This is a genomic window from Pseudooceanicola pacificus, assembly GCF_009789075.1.
GTDB lineage: Bacteria > Pseudomonadota > Alphaproteobacteria > Rhodobacterales > Rhodobacteraceae > Pseudooceanicola > Pseudooceanicola pacificus.
Map to the genome: position 1 here is coordinate 124,113 of NZ_WNXQ01000002.1, position 22,530 is coordinate 146,642.

The 22,530-nt window shown below is 66.6% G+C and carries 17 protein-coding genes; 11 read left to right on the forward strand and 6 right to left on the reverse strand.

Annotation, left to right across the window (positions count from 1 at the left end; all coding sequences use genetic code 11):
* Positions 1 to 24 precede the first annotated feature (24 nt).
* From purL to GLS40_RS03695, 3 genes are all read right to left on the reverse strand, one after another.
* A complete protein-coding gene (gene purL, locus GLS40_RS03685; protein ID WP_160381331.1) occupies positions 25 to 2,184 on the reverse strand; it encodes a phosphoribosylformylglycinamidine synthase subunit PurL in 2,160 nt (719 codons plus the stop codon).
* A gap of 149 nt (positions 2,185 to 2,333) precedes the next feature.
* Positions 2,334 to 2,915, reverse strand: coding sequence for a hypothetical protein (locus GLS40_RS03690; protein WP_160381333.1), 582 nt, complete (start codon positions 2,913 to 2,915; stop codon positions 2,334 to 2,336).
* Between the two features lie 691 nt (positions 2,916 to 3,606).
* On the reverse strand, positions 3,607 to 4,512 hold the full coding sequence (locus GLS40_RS03695) for a LysR family transcriptional regulator (protein WP_160381762.1): 906 nt from the start codon (positions 4,510 to 4,512) through the stop codon (positions 3,607 to 3,609).
* A gap of 170 nt (positions 4,513 to 4,682) precedes the next feature.
* Here GLS40_RS03695 and GLS40_RS03700 point away from each other — a divergent pair, with 170 nt between their 5' ends.
* From GLS40_RS03700 to GLS40_RS03745, 10 genes are all read left to right on the forward strand, one after another.
* Positions 4,683 to 8,111, forward strand: coding sequence for an indolepyruvate ferredoxin oxidoreductase family protein (locus GLS40_RS03700; protein WP_160381335.1), 3,429 nt, complete (start codon positions 4,683 to 4,685; stop codon positions 8,109 to 8,111).
* A gap of 300 nt (positions 8,112 to 8,411) precedes the next feature.
* Positions 8,412 to 9,314: a lysophospholipid acyltransferase family protein gene (locus GLS40_RS03705; protein ID WP_160381337.1), complete on the forward strand. Its 903-nt coding sequence runs from the start codon at positions 8,412 to 8,414 to the stop codon at positions 9,312 to 9,314.
* Positions 9,315 to 9,335: 21 nt separating this feature from the next.
* Positions 9,336 to 10,148, forward strand: a complete 813-nt coding sequence (locus tag GLS40_RS03710; protein ID WP_160381339.1) for a glutamate racemase — start codon at positions 9,336 to 9,338, stop codon at positions 10,146 to 10,148.
* Positions 10,149 to 10,252: 104 nt separating this feature from the next.
* Positions 10,253 to 11,281, forward strand: a complete 1,029-nt coding sequence (gene argC, locus GLS40_RS03715; RefSeq protein ID WP_160381341.1) for an N-acetyl-gamma-glutamyl-phosphate reductase — start codon at positions 10,253 to 10,255, stop codon at positions 11,279 to 11,281.
* A 7-nt stretch (positions 11,282 to 11,288) separates the two neighbouring features.
* Entirely contained in the window at positions 11,289 to 11,738 is a 450-nt protein-coding gene (gene ccmE / locus GLS40_RS03720; protein ID WP_160381344.1) for a cytochrome c maturation protein CcmE, read from the forward strand.
* Positions 11,739 to 11,786: 48 nt separating this feature from the next.
* Complete coding sequence (locus GLS40_RS03725; protein ID WP_160381346.1) at positions 11,787 to 12,401, forward strand: holin-associated N-acetylmuramidase; 615 nt, start codon at positions 11,787 to 11,789, stop codon at positions 12,399 to 12,401.
* On the forward strand, positions 12,392 to 12,952 hold the full coding sequence (locus tag GLS40_RS03730) for a holin family protein (protein ID WP_160381348.1): 561 nt from the start codon (positions 12,392 to 12,394) through the stop codon (positions 12,950 to 12,952). The genes GLS40_RS03725 and GLS40_RS03730 overlap by 10 nt, the downstream gene beginning before the upstream one ends.
* 195 nt (positions 12,953 to 13,147) lie before the next feature.
* Complete coding sequence (locus tag GLS40_RS03735) at positions 13,148 to 15,115, forward strand: heme lyase CcmF/NrfE family subunit (protein WP_160381349.1); 1,968 nt, start codon at positions 13,148 to 13,150, stop codon at positions 15,113 to 15,115.
* Positions 15,116 to 15,120: 5 nt separating this feature from the next.
* Complete coding sequence (locus GLS40_RS03740; protein WP_408003721.1) at positions 15,121 to 15,570, forward strand: cytochrome c-type biogenesis protein; 450 nt, start codon at positions 15,121 to 15,123, stop codon at positions 15,568 to 15,570.
* Between the two features lie 76 nt (positions 15,571 to 15,646).
* Positions 15,647 to 16,423 carry an enoyl-CoA hydratase-related protein gene (locus GLS40_RS03745; protein WP_160381354.1) on the forward strand — a complete coding sequence of 259 codons (777 nt, stop codon included), beginning with the start codon at positions 15,647 to 15,649 and terminating at the stop codon, positions 16,421 to 16,423.
* A gap of 24 nt (positions 16,424 to 16,447) precedes the next feature.
* On the opposite strand, the gene GLS40_RS03750 is transcribed toward GLS40_RS03745, so the two are convergent.
* The 3 genes from GLS40_RS03750 to gltX form a co-directional block, all read right to left on the reverse strand.
* Positions 16,448 to 17,287, reverse strand: a complete 840-nt coding sequence (locus GLS40_RS03750; protein WP_160381356.1) for a calcium-binding protein — start codon at positions 17,285 to 17,287, stop codon at positions 16,448 to 16,450.
* Positions 17,288 to 17,490: 203 nt separating this feature from the next.
* The gene (locus GLS40_RS03755; protein WP_160381358.1) at positions 17,491 to 18,786 is read right to left on the reverse strand and encodes a citrate synthase; all 1,296 of its coding nucleotides are present in this window, start codon (positions 18,784 to 18,786) and stop codon (positions 17,491 to 17,493) included.
* Positions 18,787 to 18,880: 94 nt separating this feature from the next.
* Complete coding sequence (gene gltX / locus GLS40_RS03760) at positions 18,881 to 20,287, reverse strand: glutamate--tRNA ligase (RefSeq protein WP_160381360.1); 1,407 nt, start codon at positions 20,285 to 20,287, stop codon at positions 18,881 to 18,883.
* 109 nt (positions 20,288 to 20,396) lie between these two features.
* Here gltX and GLS40_RS03765 point away from each other — a divergent pair, with 109 nt between their 5' ends.
* Complete coding sequence (locus GLS40_RS03765; RefSeq protein ID WP_160381362.1) at positions 20,397 to 22,526, forward strand: ComEC/Rec2 family competence protein; 2,130 nt, start codon at positions 20,397 to 20,399, stop codon at positions 22,524 to 22,526.
* Positions 22,527 to 22,530 lie beyond the last annotated feature (4 nt).

Here is a 22,530-nt window from a genome sequence, read left to right on the forward strand (position 1 = left end):
GCAAGGGCGCGGGGGGCAGGGCCTTCAGCCGAAGAGCGCCCCGAAGGTGCCGCGGTAGATCGCCGAAAGTTCGTCCATCGGCGCCGAGACCTTGCCGAACCGCAGCTCCGAACCGGTGAAGCGTCCCGCCGTCTGGATCGGCACACCCGCCTTGGCGGCCTGGATCATCAGCGCCTCGGCGGCGTCGAAGCTGCAGGCGATCAGGTAGCGGCCCTGGTCCTCGCCGAAGAGGAAGGGCGTCTCGTCGCTGTCGATATGCACACCGCAGCCCGCGGCCTCGGCCATCTCGAAGGCCGCCAGCGCCAGCCCGCCGTCCGACAGATCGGTGCAGGCCCGGATCCAGGCGTGGTTGTCGCGGATGAAGTCGCCGTTGCGCTTCTCGGCGGCCAGGTCGACCGGGGGGGCGTCGCCTTCGACCCGGTTGAACACCTCGGCCAGCAGGGCCGACTGGCCCAGGTGGCCCTGGGTCTCGCCGACGATCAGGGCGACATGGCCCTCGCGCGCGATGCCGGTGATCGCATTGGCCAGATCGGCGATCAGGCCCACGGCGGCGATGGTCGGCGTCGGCAGGATCGCCTGGCCGTCGGTTTCGTTGTAAAGCGACACGTTGCCCGAGACGATGGGCATGTCGAGCGCGGTCACCGCCTCGCCGATGCCCTGGATCGCGCCGACGAACTGGCCCATGATCGCGGGCTTCTCGGGGTTGCCGAAGTTCATGTTGTCGGTCGTGGCCAGCGGCAGCGCGCCCACGGCGGTCAGGTTGCGATAGGCCTCGGCCACCGCCTGCTTGCCGCCCTCGACCGGGTTCGCCTTGACGTAACGCGGGGTCACGTCGCTGGTGAAGGCCAGCGCCTTCTTGGTCCCGTGCACCCGGATGATCCCGGCACCGGCGCCCGGCGTGCGGGCGCTGTCGCCCATCACCATGGTGTCGTATTGCTCATAGACCCACTGTTTGGCCGCGTAGTTGGGACAGCCGATCAGCGCCTTCAGCCCGTCGATCGGGTCGATCCCCGGCACGTCGGCCAGCGGTTCGGCGGGGGGCGTCGGCTCCCACGGGCGGTCGTATTCCGGTGCGTTGCCCGATAGGGCGCGCAGGGGCAGGTCGGCCTTGATCTCGCCGTTCAGCATGATCAGGAAGCGATCCTCGGCAATCGTCTCGCCCACGATGGCGAAATCGAGGTCCCATTTGTCGAAGACCGCGCGCGCCTCGGCCTCCTTCTCGGGGCGCAGGACCATGAGCATGCGCTCCTGGCTTTCCGACAGCATCATCTCGTAGGCGGTCATGCCCGGTTCGCGACAGGGCACCGAGTCGAGGTCCAGCCGGATCCCCAGCTCGCCCTTGTCGCCCATCTCGACCGCGGAACAGGTCAGGCCCGCGGCCCCCATGTCCTGGATCGAGATCACGGCCCCGGTCTGCATCAGCTCCAGGCAGGCCTCCATCAGGCGCTTTTCGGTAAAGGGATCGCCGACCTGCACGGTGGGGCGCTTTTCCTCGATGGTCTCGTCGAATTCGGCCGAGGCCATGGTCGCCCCGCCGACGCCGTCGCGGCCCGTCTTGGCGCCGAGATAGACCACCGGCATGCCCACGCCGGATGCGGCAGAGTAGAAAATCTTGTCGGCATCGGCCAGGCCCGCGGCAAAGGCGTTGACCAGACAGTTGCCGTTATAGGCGGGATCGAAGCGGACCTCGCCCCCGGCGGTCGGCACGCCGAAGCAGTTGCCATAGCCGCCCACGCCCTCGACCACGCCATTGACCAGCTGGCGGGTCTTCCAGTGGTCCGGGCTGCCGAAGCTGAGGGAGTTCATCGCCGCAATCGGCCGCGCGCCCATGGTGAAGACATCGCGCAGGATGCCGCCCACGCCGGTCGCGGCCCCCTGGTAGGGTTCGATATACGAGGGGTGGTTGTGGCTTTCCATCTTGAAGACCACGGCCTGACCGTCGCCGATGTCGACCACGCCCGCATTCTCGCCGGGGCCGCAGATCACCTGGGGCCCGGTGGTGGGCAGGGTGCGCAGCCATTTCTTGGACGATTTGTAGGAACAATGCTCGTTCCACATGGCCGAAAAGATGCCGAGTTCGGTAAAGGTCGGCTCGCGGTTCAGGATGCGCAGAATTTCGGCATATTCGTCGGGTTTGATCCCGTGTGCGTCGATCAGCTCCGAAGTGATCTCCGGTTCCTGCATGTCCTGTCCCCCGATGCGGATATGGGCCCCCTTTACGATGTTGACCATGGATAAGGAAGAGGGGAGTGCAAGGCCCGGGCACCCCGATCACACGGAAAAGGGGCCGGAGCTTGCGCTCCGACCCCCCGGTCGAATGGATCGCTGTGCGATTACATCTTTTCTGCAACCGGGGTCGTGCCCACGATCTCGGCGACCTCGTTCATGAATTGGAGCTTGGTCTGCGCCAGCGTGATGCTGTCGTCGACGCTGGCCTGGGCGCTCATGTTGACCAGGAACTCGTCGGTGTCGAGGCCCAGCGTGTCATCCAGGGCCACCACGGCGGTCTGGGTGCCGTTGGGGTTTTCATAGACGCCGGTGATCTGGCCCAGCTCGGCGCCATCCGAACTTTTCACCCAGTTGCCCACATAGGCATTGGCCGGATTCAGCGTCGAGTCGGCGATCTCGGCCTTCAGCGACTCGGCGGTGCCGATGGTCATCGGGCTGTCCGTGGCCGGGGTCTGGTCGTCCATCTCCTGGGCGACGCCGACGCGCTCGTTGCCGGTCAGCGGTGCGGTGTCGGGGGCGACTTCGGTCGACTCGACGCGATTGACCGTGTCCTGGTCCATCTGCATCGTCTCTTCCTGGGCGGTGCCGACACGCTGGTTGCCGTCCTGGGCCACCTGGGCCGCAAGCGGGGTGGCGAGGATGGCTGCTGCGGAAACCGATGCGAGCAATGTTTTGAAGTTGGTCATCTTTTCGTCCTTTCGTTTCGTTCGTCGGCGTTGCGACGTCTGGATGGACAATGCGCCAGGCGCGGATCGGTTCCTCGCAGCGGGCGGATTTGCGCATCACTAGATTGTCACCCGGAACGGTGGGCCATGACTGGTCCGCTTGGCCTGCCGGCCCGTAAAGCGCCCGCGCGCGCGATCATTAGTCACGCGCAAGCGGGCGGGCGATCCATGCGGACTGTTTCGAAACTGCGGTATGCCGGTATGCGGCCAGCGGCCCGCCTGCGGGCATTCGGCAGCCGTGATTGTATCCGTTCGTATACATATTTTCGGGTCGCGCATAGGTTGATTCGCGCGAGTCACTGCGACCGGAGGTAGGCGAGCCCCCTCGGAATCACCCTGTCGAACCTTGGCGCCAGTGTTCCGCGCCGCGCCGCGCGCGCGGATTTCTACGCAATAACCCGTAGGTCGCGCAGAGCTGGGAATCTCAAGACATTGAAACTAGGGGATTTTCCGGAACCCTGTGCGCCTGGATACGCCGGGGCCAAAAAAAAGGCCGAGCACGAAGCCCGGCCAAGTCCAACAGGGAGGTATGAAGATGATGTGCCATTGGGCAGCGATCATCGTCATAAGCCCAAGTAAGCATCGGAAATGAATCGATCAAGTTCCATTTTGCCGCATCGGCAGCATGGCCGTTATGCGTTGCCTGCAAACCTCAGTCCTCAACCCTTTCGCGAATCTTTTTCCGGTGGGCGATGACCTCGTCCTGGATGAAATCGCGGAAGGCGGCGATGCGCTTGGAATGGCGCAGTTCCTCGGGGAAGGCGAGGAAGACGGGCACCTCGTTGGACTCGACCTCGGGCAGGACACGCTCGAGATCGGGGAAGTTCTCGATCAGGTAATCCGGCAACACGCCGATACCCAGGTTGGACAGCACGGCCTGCAGTACGCCGAAGTAGTTGTTCACCGTCAGCAGCGACGGCACGTCGTAGCTGAGCAGCATCTGCACCAGGCTGGCCCCGGCCGCGACCTGGGCCGAACTGGGGTTCTGGCAGATCAGCCGGTGCTTGCTGATGTCTTCCACCTCGACCGGGCGGCCATGCTGGCGCAGGTAGTCCGGGCTGGCGTAGCAGCGCATGCGGACCGACATCAGCCGCTTGCGGATCAGGTCGGCCTGGCTCGGCTCCTTCATGCGGATGGCGACGTCGGCCTCGCGCATGGGCAGGTCGAGCACCCGTTCCTCAAGCATCAGGTCGATCTTGAGGTCGGGATATTTCTCGTAGAGCGCGGGCAGGCGCGGCGCCAGCCACAGAGAGCCGAAGCCGGTGGTGGTGGTCACCCGCAGCTCGCCGAAAACCTCTTCCTCGCTGTCCTTGATGCGCGCGGTTGCCGTGTCCAGCCGTTTGGCCATCGCACGGGTCGCGTCGAACAGCAGTTCGCCCTGCTCGGTCAGAATCAGTCCCCGCGCATGGCGATGGAAGAGGGTCGCGTTCAGCGATTCCTCCAGCGCGCGAATCTGGCGCGATACGGCGGATTGCGACAGGTGCAGCACATCCCCGGCATGGGTCAGGCTGCCGGCATCGGCCACCGCGTGAAAGATTCTGAGCTTGTCCCAGTCCATACTCATAAGATTCGGACTTTCCCGAGGCGTCTTGTGAAATCGTCTTGCCTAGTAACCATACACGGAGCAAGCGGGTAGGGGGGTGCACAAAAAATGCTTTCTAGGTCAATATTTTTGACCTATCCTTGCCTTACATATAGGCACGATGCCATCAAAGGAGGAGGAACCCTATGTCCCATCCCGAGATCAGCCTGAACGATCGCTTCGATCTGAAGAAATCTCCAGTATTGCTCAACGGCACGCAGGCGCTGGTTCGCCTGATGCTGACCCAGAAGGACCGCGACCGGCAGGCCGGGCTGAATACCGCCGGTTACGTCACCGGGTATCGCGGATCTCCGCTTGGCGCCGTGGACATGCAGATGAATCGCGCGGCCAAGGTGCTGGCCGAGGCCGACATCACCTTCCAGGAAGGGCTGAACGAGGATCTCGCCGCCACCGCCCTATGGGGTGCGCAGCAGGCCGAGCTGCGGGGCGATGGGAAATTCGACGGGGTCTTCGGCCTCTGGTACGGCAAGGGGCCGGGGGTCGACCGGTCCGGCGACGTGTTCCGGCATGCCAATATGGCGGGCACCTCGCAGCATGGCGGCGTGCTGGTGGCCATGGGCGACGACCACACCGGCGAAAGCTCGACCGTGCTGCATCAGTCGGAATGGGCGCTGGTCGATGCCTATATGCCGATCGTCAGCCCCGCGGGCGTGCAGGAAATCATCGACTACGGCATCTACGGCTGGGCGCTGTCGCGATTCTCGGGCCTGTGGGTCGGGCTGAAGACGATGAAGGACACGGTCGAGGCGACAGCGGTGATCGACGGCGACCCGAACCGGCTGAAGCTGCTCTTGCCCGATTACGACATGCCCGAGGGCGGGCTGAACATCCGCCTGGGCGACACGCCGCATGCGCAGGAAGCGCGGATGATCGACCACAAGCGTTTCGCGGCCGAGGCGTTTTCCCGCGTCAACGGCATGGACAAGCGGGTCTGGGGCAAGCCGGGGGCCAAGATCGGGCTGGTGAGCGCCGGCAAGAACTGGCTGGACCTGATGCATGCCCTGTCCCTGCTGGGCATCGACGCGGCCGAGGCCGAGCGTCTGGGCATCACCACCTACAAGGTCGGGCAGGTCTTTCCGCTCGACATGCAGGGCTTTCACGACTGGGCCGAGGATCTGGACCTGATCGTGGTGGTCGAGGAAAAGCGCAAGCTGATCGAGGTGCAGATCAAGGAGGCGATCTTCAACGACCGCCGGGGCCGCCGGGTCTATGGCTGGCACAAGGGCGGTGGCGCGGGCTCGATGCATGGCGAAGAGCTGTTCCCGACCCGTGGCGCGCTGGACCCGGTCTGGATCGCCGAGAAACTAGGCGGCATCCTGATCGAGGAAGGGCGCGGCACCGACGGGGTGAAGGCCGGGATGGCCGCCCTGTCCGAGATCAAGCGCAACGACAACGTGCAGGAGATCGCGGCCCGGCTGCCCTATTTCTGCTCGGGCTGCCCGCACAACACCTCGACCAAGGTGCCCGAGGGCAGCCGCGCCTATGCCGGGATCGGCTGTCACTACATGGTGCAGTGGATGGACCGCTCGACCCTGGGCTTCACCCATATGGGCGGAGAGGGCGCGAACTGGATCGGCGAGGCGCCGTTCTCCAACACGAAGCACGTGTTCCAGAACCTGGGCGACGGCACCTACAACCACTCGGGCATCCAGGCGATCCGCGCCGCGATGGCTGCGGGAACGAACATCACCTACAAGATCCTCTACAACGACGCCGTGGCCATGACCGGCGGCCAGCCGAACGAGGGCGACCTGAGCCCCGAGCGCATCGCCGCCGAGGTCAAGGCCATGGGCGTCAAGAAGATCGCCGTGGTCTATGACGCAAAGGAAGAGCCCGTCCGCGACGGTTTCCCCAAGGGCCTGGAATGGCACGAGCGGGCCGAGATGGACGATGTCCAGAAGCAGATGCGCGAGGTCGAGGGGGTGTCGGTCATCCTCTATATCCAGACCTGCGCCGCCGAGAAACGCCGCCGCCGCAAGCGGGGCAAGTTCCCCGATCCGGACAAGCGCGTTTTCATCAACACCGATGTCTGCGAGGGCTGCGGCGATTGCGGGGTGCAGTCGAACTGCGTCTCGATCGTTCCGGTGGAAACCGAGCTGGGCCGCAAGCGGGCCATCGACCAGTCCTCGTGCAACAAGGATTTCAGCTGTCTCAAGGGCTTCTGCCCCTCTTTCGTGACGCTGGAGGGGGCCGAGATCCGCAAGGATACGGTGGAAACCGCCGACCTTGACCTGCCGCATCTGCCGGCGCCGCAACTGCCCGTCATCGACGGGACGTGGAATGTGGTCATCACCGGCGTCGGCGGCACCGGCGTGGTCACCATCGGCGCCGTTCTGGCCCAGGCCGCTCAGGTCGACGGCAAGGGCGCGGGCATGATGGAAATGGCCGGTCTGGCGCAGAAGGGCGGCGCGGTGCATATCCACGTCCGCCTGGCCGAAGCGCCCGAGGATATCACCGCGATCCGCGTCGCCACCGGCGAGGCCGACGCGCTGATCGGCGGCGACCTGGTGGTCAGCGCCGGGGCCAAGACGCTGGGGCTGACCCGCACCGGGCGCACCGGCGCGGTGGTCAACAGCCACGAGATCATCACCGGCGATTTCACCCGCGACACCGAATTCACCCTGCCCGCCGACCGGCTTGCCCTGCAGCTGCAGGGCCGGTTGCAGGACAAGGTGCAGCTGTTCGACGCCTCGGAACTGGCGCGGGTGACGATGGGCGACTCGATCTTCTCGAACATGATGATCTTTGGCGCGGCCTGGCAGAACGGGCTGATCCCGCTGGCGCATGAGAGCATCGCCAAGGCCGTCGAACTGAACGGCGCGGCGGTCGAAAAGAACCTGCGCGCCTTCGAGATCGGCCGTTGGGCCGCGCTCAACCCCGACAAGGCGGCCGAGCTGCTGCGGCCCAAGGTCGTGGCCAGGCCCAAGTCGCTGGAGGAACAGATCGCCTTCCGCGCCGATCATCTGGTGAAGTACCAGAACCGGGGCCTGGCAAAGACCTACCGCAAGCTGGTCGACAGCGTGCAGGATCCGGCGCTGAAAGAGGCCGTCGCCAAGGGCTATCACAAGCTGCTGGCCTACAAGGACGAATACGAGGTCGGCCGCCTGCACCGCGAGACCAGGGCCAAGGCCAGGGCCGAGTTCGGCGGCGATTTCAAGATGACCTACCACCTGGCCCCGCCGATTGCCGAAAAGAAGGGCAAGGACGGCCGCCCGGTCAAGCGGACATTCGGCGAATGGATGGGCGGTGCGATGTCGCTGCTGGCGCGCTTCAAGATGCTGCGGGGCACCAAGCTCGACCCGTTCGGGCGGACGGCGGAGCGCAAGATGGAACGCGCCCTGATCGCCCAGTACGAGGCCGACATGGCCGAGGTGCTGCCCCATGTCAGCGACGACACGCGCGAGACGGCGATTGCACTGGCCGAGCTGCCGCTGTCGATCCGCGGGTTCGGGCCGGTCAAGCAGGCCAATGCCGCCAAGGCCGAAAAGCAGCGCGAAAGCCTGCTGGCGACCTTCCGCGCGGGCGGGCCGGGGGTGAAGGCGGCGGCCGAATAGGGCCGGGCGCGCGATCCCGGTTGCCGGTTTCACGGCGCGACCTTGTCCGGCAGGGCCGGGCTGGCCGGGACCAGGCCGGGACGCCAGCCGTGATGGCAGGGGGCAGACCCCCGGGCGGCGACGCATCGGCGGGACTCTGCCCCGGCCCGGCGCTGCCATGTGCCGTCTTGGCCCGGCGTCGCGATGGGTGGCCCACCGGGACGCTGCGACGGGTGGCCCCGGCATGCGGGCGTTACAAAGACTGGATAGACTGCCCCGACACCACTATCTACGCGGTACACCATGCCGCGCACCGGACCCATGCAAGCCACGATCCAACCCACGCCCCGCCAGATCGCCCGAGAGCTGAGCTATTCGCACTCGGGTGCCACCAAGTTCTCGCGTGCGGTGATCCGCACGCTGGAGAATGTCACCGGGCGGCCCTCGCTGATCCGCCGGGCGGACGGCTACCAGGACGAGGTCGCCGCGGGCCGCGATTTCTGGTCGGTGATCATGGAACGCTACGGGCTGCGGCTGGAAACCCTGGGCGGGGGGCTCGACAACATCCCGCGCGAGGGGCCGCTGGTGGTGATCGCCAACCACCCCTACGGCATCCTCGACGGGCTGATGATGGGCCATATCCTGCAGGAGGCGCGGGGCGATTTCCGCATCCTCGCCAACCATGTCTTCCGCAAGTCCGAAGACCTGAACCGCCTGATCCTGCCGATCAATTTCGACGACACGAAAGAGGCGCTGCAGACCAACCTCGAAACCCGCAAGACCGCGCTCGACTATCTGGCGCAGGGCGGGGCGATCGGCGTCTTTCCGGGGGGCACCGTCTCGACCGCCGCGCGCCCGTTCTCGACCCCGATGGACCCGGGATGGCGGTCCTTCACCGCCCGGATGATCGCAAAATCCGGGGCCACCGTGGTGCCGGTCTTTTTCGAGGGCCGGAACTCGCGCCTGTTCCAGCTGGCCAGCCATGTGCATTACACCCTGCGCCTTGGTCTGCTGCTCAAGGAATTCCGCTCGCGCATCGGCACGCCCGTGCGCGCGGTGATCGGAGAGCCCGTTGCGCAGGCCGAATTGCAGGCCCGTTCACGCGAGCCGAAAGCATTGATGGATTTCCTGCGCAAAGCGACGTATGAGCTGTCTCCGGAGCCGCTGAAATCCTATGACTACGGCTTCGAGTTCGAGGAAAAGCATCGCGGGGCCGCGCATTGACGGCCCCCGGAGGGCAGGCGGATGGCAGTCGGGATCTTTGACAGCGGCCTTGGCGGCCTGACGGTGCTGGACGCCGTGTCAAAGCGCCTGCCGGATGTGCCCTTTGTCTATCTCGGCGACAATGCCAATGCGCCCTACGGGGTGCGCGATGCCGATGACATCTATGCCCTGACCACCGCCGCCTGCCAGCGCCTGTTCGAGGCCGGCTGCGACCTGGTGATCCTGGCCTGCAACACCGCCTCGGCCGCGGCCCTGCGCCGGATGCAGGAAAGCTGGGTGCCGACCGACAAGCGGGTGCTGGGCGTCTTTGTCCCGCTGATCGAGGCGCTGACCGAACGGCAGTGGGGCGACAACTCTCCCCCGCGCGAGGTTGCGGTAAAACATGTGGCGCTCTTTGCCACCCCCGCGACGGTGGCCAGCCGGGCCTTTCAGCGCGAACTGGCGTTCCGCGCCATCGGCGTGGACGTCGAGGCGCAGGCCTGCGGCGGTGTGGTCGACGCGATCGAGGAAGGCGACACCATCCTGGCCGAGGCCCTGGTGCGCAGCCATGTCGACGCGCTGAAACGCAAGATGCCCAAGCCCGAGGCCGCGATCCTGGGCTGCACCCATTATCCGATGCTCGAAGAGGTGTTTCAGGCCGCTCTGGGGCCGCAGGTCGCGGTCTATTCCCAGGCGAGCCTGGTCGCCGCCTCGCTGGCCGATTACCTCAAGCGCCGCCCCGAGATGGTCGGCCCGGGCACCGAGTCGATGTTCCTGACCACCGGCGACACTGCCCGCGTGTCCGACCGGGCGACGCAGTTCCTCCGACGACAGGTCAAATTCCTGCCCGCGTGACCCGCGGCATTTGATCCATCTCATTGGACCCGCGCGGTCCGGTTCCCTATCTAGAGCGCAGATGCGCCGGGGCCTGTCGAAGGCCCTGCTGAGGAGGCCCAGTCATGGCCAAGAAAATCGCAATCATCGGCGCGTCCGGTTACACCGGCGCCGAACTGATCCGGCTGATCGCCACCCATCCCGGGATGGAGATCGCCGCCCTTGCCGCCAATTCCAGCGCCGGCCAGTCCATGGCGCAGGTGTTTCCTTTCCTGCGCCATCTCGATCTGCCTGACCTCGTGACGGTGGACGAGGTCGATTTCTCCGCCATCGACCTGGCTTTCTGCGCCCTGCCGCACAAGACCTCGCAGCAGGTCATCAAGGCCCTGCCGAAAGAGTTGAAGATCGTCGACCTTTCGGCCGATTTCCGGCTGCAGGACCCCGAGGCCTATCGCACCTGGTACGGCAACGACCATGCCGCCGTCGAAATGCAGGGCGAGGCGGTCTATGGCCTGACCGAATTCTACCGCGACCGGATCCGCACCGCCCGGCTGGTGGCGGGGACGGGGTGCAATGCGGCCACCGGGCAGTTCGCCCTGCGCCCGCTGATCGCCGCCGGGGTGATCGACCTCGACGAGATCATCCTCGACATGAAATGCGCGGTCTCCGGCACCGGGCGCGGGCTGCGGCAGGATACGCTGTTTGCCGAGCTGTCCGAGGGCTATCACGCCTATGCCGTGGGCGGGAAACACCGTCACCTCGGCGAATTCGACCAGGAGTTCTCGGCGCTTGCAGGCCGGCCGGTGCGGGTGCAGTTCACTCCGCATCTCTTGCCGGCAAACCGCGGTATCCTGTCCACCTGTTACCTGAAGGGCGACGCGCAAGCCATTCATTCCACGATGGAAAAGGCCTATGCGGATGAACCCTTCGTCTGCGTTCTTCCGTTTGGCGAGCCCCCCTCGACACACCATGTCCGCGGCTCGAACTTCGTGCATATCGGCGTGACCGGCGAGCGTATCGACGGTCGGGCCATCCTGGTCTGCGTGCTCGACAACCTGACCAAGGGCTCTTCGGGCCAGGCGATCCAGAACGCCAACCTGATGCTGGGCCTCGATGAAACCGAGGGGCTGATGATGGCCCCGCTTTTCCCGTGAGGATCCTATGAGAGGGCTGAAGAAAAAGCGCCGCATCCAGATCATCGCCCTGGCCTTTGTCTCTCTGGCGTTGGCCGTCGGGCTGATCGGCTATGCCTTTCAGGACGGGATCAATTTCTTCCGCTCGCCCAGTCAGGTGCTGGCGGAACCGCCCTCGCCAAACGAAACCTTCCGCATTGGCGGGCTGGTCGAGCAGGGGTCGCTCCAGCGCGGCCAGGGCGAGACGGTGCGCTTTCGCGTCACCGATGGCGGCGGCGCGGTGCCGGTGACATTTCGTGGCGTGCTGCCCGATCTCTTTGGCGAGGATCAGGGCATGGTCGGCACCGGGCGCTACATCAACGGCGTTTTCGAAGCCACTGAAATCCTTGCGAAACACGATGAAAGCTACATGCCGAAAGAGGTGATCGACGCGCTGAAGGAACAGGGCGTCTACCAGCCGGACGGCGAAGGAAGCTGACATTAACCGCCTGTTGAGACGCTTGTGCCATGATCCTTGGAGGATGAAATGGCGCAAGAGGTACAACAGATTGCAGAGGCCATCGTCGCCCGCGAGGGCGGCTATGTGAACGATCCCGACGATCCCGGCGGGGCAACCAACCACGGCGTGACGATCCACACCCTGCGGCGGCTGGGGATGGACGTGGATGGCGACGGCGTGGTGGGCATCGCCGATGTGAAGCGGCTGACGCGCGAGCAGGCGGTGGCGATCTTCCTGCGGGACTATTTCGAACGGCCCCGGATTGCCGAACTGCCCGAACTGCTCTGGCCGACGGTGTTCGACATGTATGTCAACGCCGGGGCCAATGCGGTGAAGATCCTGCAGTCCCTGCTTGGGCGCATGGGCTGGACGGTCGATGTCGACGGCGCGATCGGTCCCCAGACCATCCGCGCGGCGCGCGAAGCGGCAGAGGCCGCGCCGGACCACCTGGCGGATGCCTACGGGATTGCGCGACGGAACTACTATTTCGGTCTCGCCGACCGCCGCCCGGCATCGCGCAAATACGCGCTCACCCGGGCCGGCGGCAAAGGCGGCTGGATCCGCAGGGCAGAGGAGTTCATCGCCCCGCGCTATCACCTCAGCGACACCGAATTCCGGGCGAGGGTGGCGGCATGGGGCTGATCGAGAAGGTGCTTTCGATGGTCTTTGGCGGCGGCAACCTGATCCGCGACACCGCCGGGGTCTTCCGCGAGAATGCCGAGGCCGGGGCGCAGCGCGACCATGACAGGGCGACGGCGGCCCTGGCCCAGTTCGGGGCAGAGTTCACCGGCCGGCGCAGCTGGTTCGACGCGCTGGTCGACGGGGTGAACCGGCTGCCCCGCCCGATGATGGCGCTTGGCACGATCGGGCTCTTTGTTGCCGCGATGACCGACCCGGCCTGGTTTGCCGGGCGGATGCAGGGCCTCGCCCTGGTGCCCGAGGCCCTCTGGTGGCTGATGGGGGCCATCGTCAGCTTCTATTTCGGCGCCCGGCACCAGTTGAAGGGGCAGCAGTTCCAGCGAGAGCTGGCAAGCTCCATCGCCCGGATGCCCGCTGTGACGGATTCGGTGATGCCGAGTGCCCCGCAAGGGTCGCCCGAGGAACCGGGGCAGGGCAGCGGGACGGCAACAGCCGCCCTGGCAACCGGCGCGAACGCGGCGCTCGATGAATGGAGACAGGTGGCAAGGGCCTGATCTTTCCCGCAATTCCCTGCCACCGGCCTTGCAGCTTTCGGCCCCGGCCCGAACCTCCGGCGCCGCCACTGGCACCGAACTCTTCCAGCCCCGCCCGCCACCAGACGTCTCAAGCGGGCGGGGCCGCGACAATGTGATCGCTCCGCGCATCCGAAAGCCTTTGGCCATATCGGCCGAGATGAATATAAGCGGGCCATGCTCGCAGAACTTGGCCACTTCACCCTGATCCTCGCCTTCGCGGTCTCCCTCGTGCAGGCCACCGTGCCGTTGATCGGCGCCCACCGGCGCGCACCGGGCTGGATGGCCGTCGCCGAACCCGCCGCCAACGCGCAGTTCCTGCTGGTGGCCTTCTCCTTCGGCGCGCTGACCTATGCCTTTGTCACCTCTGACTTTTCCCTGTCGCTGGTGACCGCCAACAGCCATTCGCTGAAACCGATGCTCTACAAGGTGACCGGGGTCTGGGGCAATCACGAGGGCTCGATGCTGCTCTGGGTGCTGATCGTCACCCTGTTCGGCGCGGCGGTGTCCTGGTTCGGCGGCAACCTTCCCGCGACGCTCAAGGCGCGGGTCCTGGCAGTGCAGAGCATGATCGGCGCGGCCTTCCTGGCCTTCCTGCTCTTCACCTCCAACCCCTTCCTGCGGCTGGCCGTGCCGCCGATGGACGGGCAGGACCTGAACCCGCTGCTGCAGGACCCGGGCCTCGCCTTCCATCCGCCGTTCCTCTACCTCGGCTATGTCGGGCTCTCGATGTCCTTCTCCTTTGCCGTCGCCGCCCTGATCGAGGGGCGGGTCGATGCCGCATGGGGCCGGTGGGTCCGCCCCTGGACGCTGGCGGCCTGGATTTTCCTCACCATCGGCATCGCGCTCGGCTCCTGGTGGGCCTATTACGAGCTCGGCTGGGGCGGGTTCTGGTTCTGGGACCCGGTCGAAAACGCCTCCTTCATGCCCTGGCTGGTGGCGGCCGCGCTGCTGCACTCCGCCATCGTGGTCGAGAAGCGCGAAAGCCTGAAGGCCTGGACCGTCCTGCTGGCCATCGTCGCCTTCGGCTTCTCGCTGATCGGCGCCTTCATCACCCGGTCGGGCATCATCACCTCCGTCCATGCCTTTGCCAACGACCCCGAACGCGGCGTCTTCCTGCTGCTGATTCTGGCGGTCTTCATGGGCGGCGCGCTGATCCTTTTCGCCGTGCGGGCCGAGGCGATGTCCTCGCGCGGGGTCTTCTCGATGGTGTCGCGCGAAAGCGGGCTGGTGCTGAACAACGTCCTCCTTTGCGTCGCCGCCTTTGTCGTCTTCGTCGGCACCATCTGGCCGCTGGTGGCCGAACTCGCCTTTGACCGGAAATTGTCGGTGGGGGCGCCGTTCTTCAACCTTGCGTTCACACCTTTCATGGTAGCCCTTGGCCTGGTCCTGCCCTTCGGGGCGATGCTTCCGTGGAAACGGGCCCGGCTGGGGCGGGTGAGCCGCACACTTGTCCCAGGGGCCGTGCTGGCGCTGGCCGTGCTTGCACTGGCCTGGGCAATTCAATCGGGCCGGACGGTGCTCGGGCCGTTTGGCATGGCGCTTGGCGCCTGGCTAGTCGCCGGGGCCGCCGTTGACCTGTGGTCGCGCAGCGGCCGGGGCGGGGACCGGTTCGGCCGCCTGCGCCGCCTGCCACGGGCGGACTGGGGCAAGGCCGTGGCCCATGCGGGGCTGGGTGTGGCGATGATCGGGATCTCGGCCATGCTCGCCTGGCAGCAGGAGGATATTCGCGTGGTCCAGATCGGCGACAGCGTCGAACTGGCCGGCTACACGATCACGCTCGACGCGGTGAACCGGGTCGAGGGGCCGAACTACATTTCGACGACCGGGGCTGTAACCCTGTCGCGCAACGGGCACGAGATCGGGCAGCTGCGGCCTGAGAAACGCTTCTATCCGGTGGCCCGGATGCCCACGACCGAGGCGGCGATCGACAACGGTTTCCTGCGCGACATCTATGTCGTGATCGGCGATCCGCAGGACGGCGGTGGCTGGGCGATGCGCAGCTATTACAAGCCGCTGGCGAACTGGATCTGGGGCGGCACCATCCTGATGGCCCTGGGCGGGGCGCTCAGCCTCAGCGACCGCCGGTTCCGGGTCGCGGCAGGTTCGCGCAAGACGGTGGCCGAGGGGGTGCCCGCGGAATGAGGGCGCTGGTTCTGGCCGCCGCGCTGGCCCTTGTGGCCACGCTCGCCCCGGCGGTGCAGCCGGACGAGGTGCTGGCCGATCCGGCACTGGAATCGCGTGCGCGCGAGATCAGCCAGGGCCTGCGTTGCCTGGTCTGCCGGAACGAGAATATCGACGACAGCAACGCGGAACTGGCCCGCGACCTGCGCCTGCTGGTGCGCGAGCGGCTGACAGCGGGCGACAGCGACACCGAGGTGGTGGATTTCATCACCGACCGCTACGGCGAATATGTCCTGCTGAAACCCACGACCGGGGGCGCCAACTGGCTGCTCTGGGGGGCGGGGCCACTGATGCTGGTACTGGGGCTGGGGATCGGCGCCCTGTTCGTGCGCCGCCGCAGCCAGGGCGCCGCGAGCCGCGAAGATGCGCTGAGTCCCGAGGAAGAGCAGAGATTGCAGGCGTTGCTCAAGGAGTGACGCCCGGTTTCGCTTTCCGCGCCGCCGGTTTTCGGTTTGACTGCGGCACGAGAGGAACCTGCCCCGGGGAGCATCCATGACCTACCAGACACTTACGCTCGACATTGCCGAGGACATCGCCGTGCTGAGGCTGAACCGGCCGGATCAGATGAACGCGCTGAACGGGCAGATGCGGGCGGAAATCACCGACGCCGTGCAGGTCGCGGAACGCGAGGCGCGCGTGCTGGTACTGACCGGCACCGGGCGGGCCTTCTGTTCGGGGCAGGACCTGAGCGACCGGTCTTCGGTGGCCAATCCCGACCTGGAGCGCACGCTGCGCGACGAATACCTGCCGATGGTCCGCGCCATCGTGAACTGCGCGATCCCGACGATCAGCGCGGTCAACGGCGCGGCGGCCGGGGCAGGGGCCAACCTCGCGCTCTGCGCGGACGTGGTGATCGCGGCGGAAAGCGCCTATTTCCTGCAGGCCTTTGCCCGGATCGGGCTGATCCCCGACGCCGGTGGCACCTATACCCTGCCGCGGTCGATGGGCACGGCCAAGGCCATGGGCGCCGCCCTGTTTGCCGAAAAAATCACGGCAAAACAGGCGGATGACTGGGGCATGATCTGGGAACACGTGTCCGACGATCATTTCGAGGCAACCTGGAAGGCGCGCGCGGCGCATCTGGCGCAGGGCCCTTCGCTGGCCTATCGCATGGCCAAGCAGGCGATCCGGGGCACCTGGGACAATTCGCTGGAGGACCAGCTGGCGCTGGAAGGCCGGTCGCAGGGCAGTTGCGGCGGGTCACGCGATTTTCAGGAGGGCGTGGTGGCCTTTCTCGAAAAGCGCCCCGCGAAATTCGAGGGGCGCTGATCGGGGTCTTGCTGGGTCCGCGACTCAGATGGACGACGACTGCATGTCCACGGTCACGTCAAAGATATTGGCCTGGAACAGGGTGCCCGGCATCTTGTTCACGGTCAGCACCGCCTGGCCGCTTTCCATGATCGTCGCGGTGTCGCCTTCGAGGGTCTGCACCACCTCGAACTGTGCGGGACCGTCACGGAAGTCCTTCATATAGGCGATCTGGTCGTCGTTGTCGGGGGTCTGGCTGTAGTCATGGATCACAGGTGCCGCGCCGGCGCCCTTGACCCAATCGCCCACCACGATGAAGTCGTCGCCCTCGCCGCCGGTCGCCTGGTCGTTTGCGCCCAGAGTGATGTAGTCGTTGCCATTGCCGCCGGAAATGGTGTCGGCCTCGCCCGAGTCGCTCCAGTCCAGAGTGTTGAACGGCTGGACGTCGGTGCCCTCCTTGACGCTGGATGCAACCATCTTGGCGTAGTCCAGGATGTCGGCGCCAAAGATCAGGTCGTCGCCATTGCCGCCGTTCATGACATCCGCGCCGGACTCGTCAAAGATCAGGTCGTTGCCCTGGTTGCCTTCCATCGTGTCGTCGCCGGTGCCGCCGGCCAGGATATCGTCGCCCGGCCCGCCAAGCAGCAGGTCGTCGCCGCCGCCGGCCACCAGAACGTCGTTGCCGCCTTCGCCGACAAGTTTCTCGTCGGCCTCGCCGGTCACCAGAACGTCAATGTCATCTGTGCCCAGGAACTTGTCCACGGACACGATTTCTACCGGTTCAGGGGGGGTGGCCTCGGTATCCTCGGCCTCGTGATCCGATCCGTCATTGTCGGACAGGATGAAAGCGCCCAGCCCAAGAAAGGCGAGCAATGCGAAAATCATGTGTGACACTCCGCCACTGGTTTCTTATGAGAAAATATCAGAATTCGCGGCGGCGGGAAGCGGATTCTTCGGGCGCCTGATCGGCAGAAACAAAAGGGTTTCAGGGGGTTGACCGTTTCCACTCCGGCATCAAACGGGCCGGGACGGGACAAAAGAAAAGGGGCGCCGCGGCGCCCCTTCGATTTCGATTCGACAAACCCGGGTCAGCGGGTTTCGACATCCGTGTAGTCGCGGTAGGAGGCGCCGGTGTAGAGCTGCCGCGGGCGGCCGATCTTCATCTGCGGATCCTCGATCATCTCTTTCCACTGCGAGATCCAGCCCACGGTCCGCGACACGGCGAAGATCGGGGTGAACATCGAGGTGGGGAAGCCCATGGCCTCCAGGATGATGCCCGAATAGAAGTCGACATTCGGGAACAGCTTGCGCTGGATGAAATAGTCGTCTTCCAGCGCGGCCTTTTCGACCTCTTTCGCCACGGCCAGGATCGGGTTGTTCTCGACCCCAAGAAGCTCCAGCACCTCGTCGGCGGACTGTTTCATCACCGTCGCGCGCGGGTCGAAGTTCTTGTAGACCCGGTGGCCAAAGCCCATCAGGCGGAACGGATCGTCCTTGTCCTTGGCGCGGGCGAGGAATTCCGGAATGCGGTCGGTCGTGCCGATTTCCTTGAGCGATTCCAGCGCCGCCTGGTTCGCGCCGCCATGTGCCGGGCCCCAGAGGCAGGCGATGCCGGCCGCGATGCAGGCAAAGGGGTTCGCGCCCGAGGACGAGGCGAGACGCACCGTCGAGGTCGAGGCGTTCTGCTCGTGATCCGCGTGCAGCATGAAGATCCGGTCCATCGCGCGGCTCAGGATCGGGTTCACCACGTAATCCTCGGCCGGGACCGAGAAGCACATGCGCAGGAAGTTGGACGCGAAGTCCAGATCGTTGCGCGGATACACGAAGGGCTGGCCGATCGAGTATTTGTAGGCCATGGCCGCAATGGTCGGCATCTTGGCGATCAGGCGGATCGAGGCGACCTCGCGGTGCCAGGGATCGTTGATGTCGGTGCTGTCGTGGTAAAAGGCCGACATGGCCCCCACGACGCCGGTCATGATCGCCATCGGATGCGCATCACGGCGGAAGCCGGTGAAGAACCGGTGCATCTGCTCGTGCACCATCGTGTGGTTGGTCACGCGGCTTTCGAAATCCTCAAGCTGCGCGGCCGAGGGCAGATCGCCGTAAAGCAGCAGGTAGCACACTTCCAGGAAGTGCGATTTGCTGGCCAGCTGGTCGATCGGATAGCCGCGGTGCAGCAGGATGCCCGCGTCACCGTCGATATAGGTGATCGAGCTGTCGCAGGACGCGGTCGAGGTAAAGCCCGGATCGTAGGTAAAGACATCGGCCATGCCGTAGAGCTTGCGAATGTCGACGACATCCGGCCCCTCGGTCGGGGAAAGCATCGGGAGATCGTATTTCTGGTCCCCGATTGTCAGCGTTGCCGTTTTGTTCGTGTCTGCCATTACATCCCCTTCCTGGTTCAGGCGCGCACCCCGGAGGCCCGCGCCATTCGTAGTCGCCCGGGGCTTTCCGGGCGGTTAACCGGCGGCGGCCTGATCAGGCGCTGCCAGCGGCGTTGGCGATCCGGGCCACGCTTTCATCGCGCCCCAGGACCATCAGCATGTCGAAAACGCTGGGAGTGGCGGAACGTCCCGCCAGCGCAGCCCTGAGAGGGCCCGCCAATTTGCCGAACTTGGTGCCCTGCGCTTCTGCAAAGCCATTCAACACACCCTCCAGCTCGTCCCGGTTCCAGCTAGCATTTTGCAGGTGCGGCGTCAATTGCGTGAGCATGTCACGCGTTTCCTCGGTCAGGGCCTTGGCCGCTTTCTCGTCCGGAACGATGGGTCGCGCCGCGATGGCAAACTCTGCCTTTTCAAGAAGTTCCGGGAAGGTCTTCGCGCGTTCCTTCAGGAACGGCATGGCCGCGGCAACCCTCTCGCGGACCACCCCGTCCAGCGGAGCGGCCCCTGTGGCGGCCAGAAATCCGTCGAGTTCCGCCAGAACGGATGCATCCGCAGCAGCGGCGAAATGCTGCCCGCAGATGTTCTCCAGCTTCTTGAAATCCAGACGGGCGGGCGACTTGCCGATGCCCTCCAGCCCGAACCAGTCCCGCGCCTGCGCATCGGTAAAGAATTCGTCGTCGCCGTGGCTCCAGCCCAGGCGGGCCAGGTAGTTGCGCATGCCCGCGGCCGGGTAGCCCATGTCGCGGTATTCCTCGACCCCAAGCGCGCCGTGACGCTTGGACAGCTTCTTGCCGTCGGGCCCGTGGATCAGCGGGATATGCGCCCAGACCGGCACATCCCAGGTCATCGCGTGATAGATCTGCATCTGGCGCGCGGCGTTGTTCAGGTGGTCGTCGCCCCGGATCACATGGGTCACGCCCATGTCGTGATCGTCGACCACCACCGCCAGCATGTAGACCGGCGTGCCGTCCGACCGCAGCAGGACCATGTCGTCCAGCTGGTCGTTGCGGATGGTGACGCGGCCCTGCACCTGATCCTCGATCACCGTCTCGCCTTCGCGCGGGGCCTTCAGGCGGATCACATGGGGGGCGTCGGGATGGGTTGCCGGATCGGCGTCGCGCCAGGGGCTGCGGTAGAGGGTCGAGCGGCCGGCGGCGCGGGCCTCTTCGCGAAAGGCGGTGATCTCGTCCTGAGAGGCAAAGCACTTGTAGGCGTGGCCCTTGGCCAGCATCTCCAGCGCGACCTCGGCATGACGGGCGGCGCCCTGGAACTGGCTGACCGGATCGCCGTCGTGATCGAGGCCCAGCCAGGCCAGCCCGTCGAGGATCGCCTGTGTCGCCTCGGGGGTCGAACGGGCGCGGTCGGTATCCTCAATCCTTAACAGGAAACGCCCGCCCCGGCCGCGTGCAAAGAGCCAGTTGAACAGCGCTGTCCGCGCCCCGCCTATGTGCAGAAAGCCGGTGGGCGAAGGGGCGAAACGAGTGACGACCTGCGCGGACATGCGTATTTGTTAACCTTTTGCTAACCAAGTGTTCTTAGCTTCGGGACTGTCTACCGACGCGCGCGAGGGGTGACAAGTGCTGCGCCTGGCCTCGATCCCCGCGGCTTTGATGACTGCCCAGAGGGGGCACCTGTTCCCCTGGACACCCGTGGCCCTGGGCTGCGGCATCGGGGTCTATTTCGCGCTGGATCGCGAACCCGGGCTTGCGATCCTTGCGGGGCTGGCGGCACTGACCCTTGCCGCCGGCCTCGCGACCCGGTGGGCCGGCCCGGCCCTGGGGCCGCTGCTCTGGGCCGTCGCGCTGGTGGCGGCCGGGGTTCAGGTGGCGGCGCTGCGCACGGCCCTGGTGGCCGGGCCGGTGCTGGGCCACAGGTATTACGGACCGGTGGAGGGACGTGTCGTCGCGATCGACCGTTCCGCCGGCGACGCGGTGCGGCTGACGCTGGATCGGGTGAGGTTTGAGCATCCGGGGCCCGGACCAGCGCCGCACCGCGTCAGGATTTCCCTGCATGGCGATGTGGCGCCTCTCGCCCCCGTCGCGGGCCAGTGGGTCGCCGTGACGGCCCATCTGGCGCCGCCTGGCGGGCCGGTGGAACCCGGCGGGTTCGATTTCCGCCGCCATGCCTGGTTCCTCGGGCTGGGCGCCGTGGGCTATGCGCGCGAACCGATGGTGGAGCTTGCGCCGCCCGGCCCGGGTGCGATGCCGGTGCAGGCCCTGCGCCGGGCCGTCGCCCTGCGCATCGCCCAAGTTCTGCCGGGCGAGACCGGCGCCTTTGCCGTGGCGGTCACCACCGGGGACCGGTCGGCCATGGGGCAGGCCGCGCTGGAGGACCTCAGGGCGGCGAACCTGGCGCATCTGCTGGCGATCTCGGGCCTGCATATGGGGCTGCTGGCGGGGGTGGTCTTTGCCGCCGTGCGCCTGGCCCTGGCGCTCTGGCCCTGGGTCGCCCTGCGCTGGCCGGTCAAGAAGATCGCGGCGCTGGCGGCGCTGACGGCGGCGTCGGGCTACCTCGCCCTCTCGGGCGGCAACGTGGCGACAGAGCGCGCCTTCGTCATGGCGGCGGTGATGCTGGTGGCGGTGCTGGCCGACCGGCGGGCCCTGTCGCTGCGGGCCGTGGCGCTGGCCGCGCTGATCGTCCTGCTGCGCCGGCCCGAGGCGCTGACCGGCCCCGGTTTCCAGATGTCCTTTGCCGCGACCGTGGCGCTGGTCACGGTCTTCGGCGCCCTGCGCGACCGCGCCACGGGGCGGGCACGGCGCTGGTTCGATCCGGTGCTGGCGGTGGTGATCTCCTCGGCGGTCGCGGGCGCGGCGACGGCGCCTTTCGGGGCGGCGCATTTCAACCAGATCTCGCGGCTCGGGCTGATCGCCAACCTGCTGTCGGTGCCGATGATGGGGGCGGTGGTCATGCCCTCCGCGGTGGCCGCCGCCTGCCTCGCGCCCTTTGGCGCCGAGGCGCTGGCGCTGAAGGTCATGGGGCTCGGGCTCGACTGGATCCTGCGCATTGCCCATGCGGTGGCCGCGCAGCCCGGCGCGATCGGCCATGTCGCGGCGCCGCCACCGGCTGTCCTGCCGCTGCTGTCGCTGGGCGCGCTGCTGGTCTGCCTGTGGCGCGGCTGGCCCCGGTGGCTGGGCCTGGCCCCGCTTGCCGTGGCGCTTGCGCTCTGGGCCACGGTCGAACGTCCGGCGCTGCTTGTGGCGGAAAACGGCGGGCTGGTCGGCCTGATGACGGCCGAGGGCAGGGCGCTGAGCCGCGGGCGCGGAGCGGGTTTCGTGGCCCGCGTCTGGCTGGAGAATGACGGCGACCCGGCGGATCAGGCCACGGCGGCCGCGCGCTGGCGCGACGGGGCGGTGCGCCACGTCACGGGCGCCCGCCGGGTCGCCGGGCTGACCGGCTGCGGCGGCGCGGTTCTGGTGGTGACGAACGCCCCGGCGCCCCCGTTGCAGGGCTGCCGGGTGATCGGGCCCGAGACCCTGTCGCGCACCGGGGCGGTTTCTCTTGTGCTGGAAGAGGGGGGCGCCCGCATCGTCGCCTCGGACAGGCGGGCCGGGGCCGCGCGGCCCTGGCACGATGACATGGCCGTGGACTTGGCCGGGTACTTGGCCTGGGGCGACACCCTTGCCGCCCTGGCCTTGCGCTGGCGTGGCGCCAGGCCCCGGCCGATACCCCAGCCAGAGCTGTCGCCCGTGGTCCTGCAGGAACCGATCCACCTTTCCGGCAGGGCGGCCCCCGATCCCTGATCGC

Excerpts from the sequence above, each read along its gene's own strand:
- purL (WP_160381331.1), bottom strand. The coding sequence starts at position 2,184 with ATGCAGGAACCGGAGATCACTTCGGAGCTGATCGACGCACACGGGATC.
- GLS40_RS03690 (WP_160381333.1), bottom strand. The coding sequence starts at position 2,915 with ATGACCAACTTCAAAACATTGCTCGCATCGGTTTCCGCAGCAGCCATC.
- GLS40_RS03695 (WP_160381762.1), bottom strand. The coding sequence starts at position 4,512 with ATGGACTGGGACAAGCTCAGAATCTTTCACGCGGTGGCCGATGCCGGC.
- GLS40_RS03700 (WP_160381335.1), top strand. The coding sequence starts at position 4,683 with ATGTCCCATCCCGAGATCAGCCTGAACGATCGCTTCGATCTGAAGAAA.
- GLS40_RS03705 (WP_160381337.1), top strand. The coding sequence starts at position 8,412 with ATGCAAGCCACGATCCAACCCACGCCCCGCCAGATCGCCCGAGAGCTG.
- GLS40_RS03710 (WP_160381339.1), top strand. The coding sequence starts at position 9,336 with ATGGCAGTCGGGATCTTTGACAGCGGCCTTGGCGGCCTGACGGTGCTG.
- argC (WP_160381341.1), top strand. The coding sequence starts at position 10,253 with ATGGCCAAGAAAATCGCAATCATCGGCGCGTCCGGTTACACCGGCGCC.
- ccmE (WP_160381344.1), top strand. The coding sequence starts at position 11,289 with ATGAGAGGGCTGAAGAAAAAGCGCCGCATCCAGATCATCGCCCTGGCC.
- GLS40_RS03725 (WP_160381346.1), top strand. The coding sequence starts at position 11,787 with ATGGCGCAAGAGGTACAACAGATTGCAGAGGCCATCGTCGCCCGCGAG.
- GLS40_RS03730 (WP_160381348.1), top strand. The coding sequence starts at position 12,392 with ATGGGGCTGATCGAGAAGGTGCTTTCGATGGTCTTTGGCGGCGGCAAC.
- GLS40_RS03735 (WP_160381349.1), top strand. The coding sequence starts at position 13,148 with ATGCTCGCAGAACTTGGCCACTTCACCCTGATCCTCGCCTTCGCGGTC.
- GLS40_RS03745 (WP_160381354.1), top strand. The coding sequence starts at position 15,647 with ATGACCTACCAGACACTTACGCTCGACATTGCCGAGGACATCGCCGTG.
- GLS40_RS03750 (WP_160381356.1), bottom strand. The coding sequence starts at position 17,287 with ATGATTTTCGCATTGCTCGCCTTTCTTGGGCTGGGCGCTTTCATCCTG.
- GLS40_RS03755 (WP_160381358.1), bottom strand. The coding sequence starts at position 18,786 with ATGGCAGACACGAACAAAACGGCAACGCTGACAATCGGGGACCAGAAA.
- gltX (WP_160381360.1), bottom strand. The coding sequence starts at position 20,287 with ATGTCCGCGCAGGTCGTCACTCGTTTCGCCCCTTCGCCCACCGGCTTT.
- GLS40_RS03765 (WP_160381362.1), top strand. The coding sequence starts at position 20,397 with ATGACTGCCCAGAGGGGGCACCTGTTCCCCTGGACACCCGTGGCCCTG.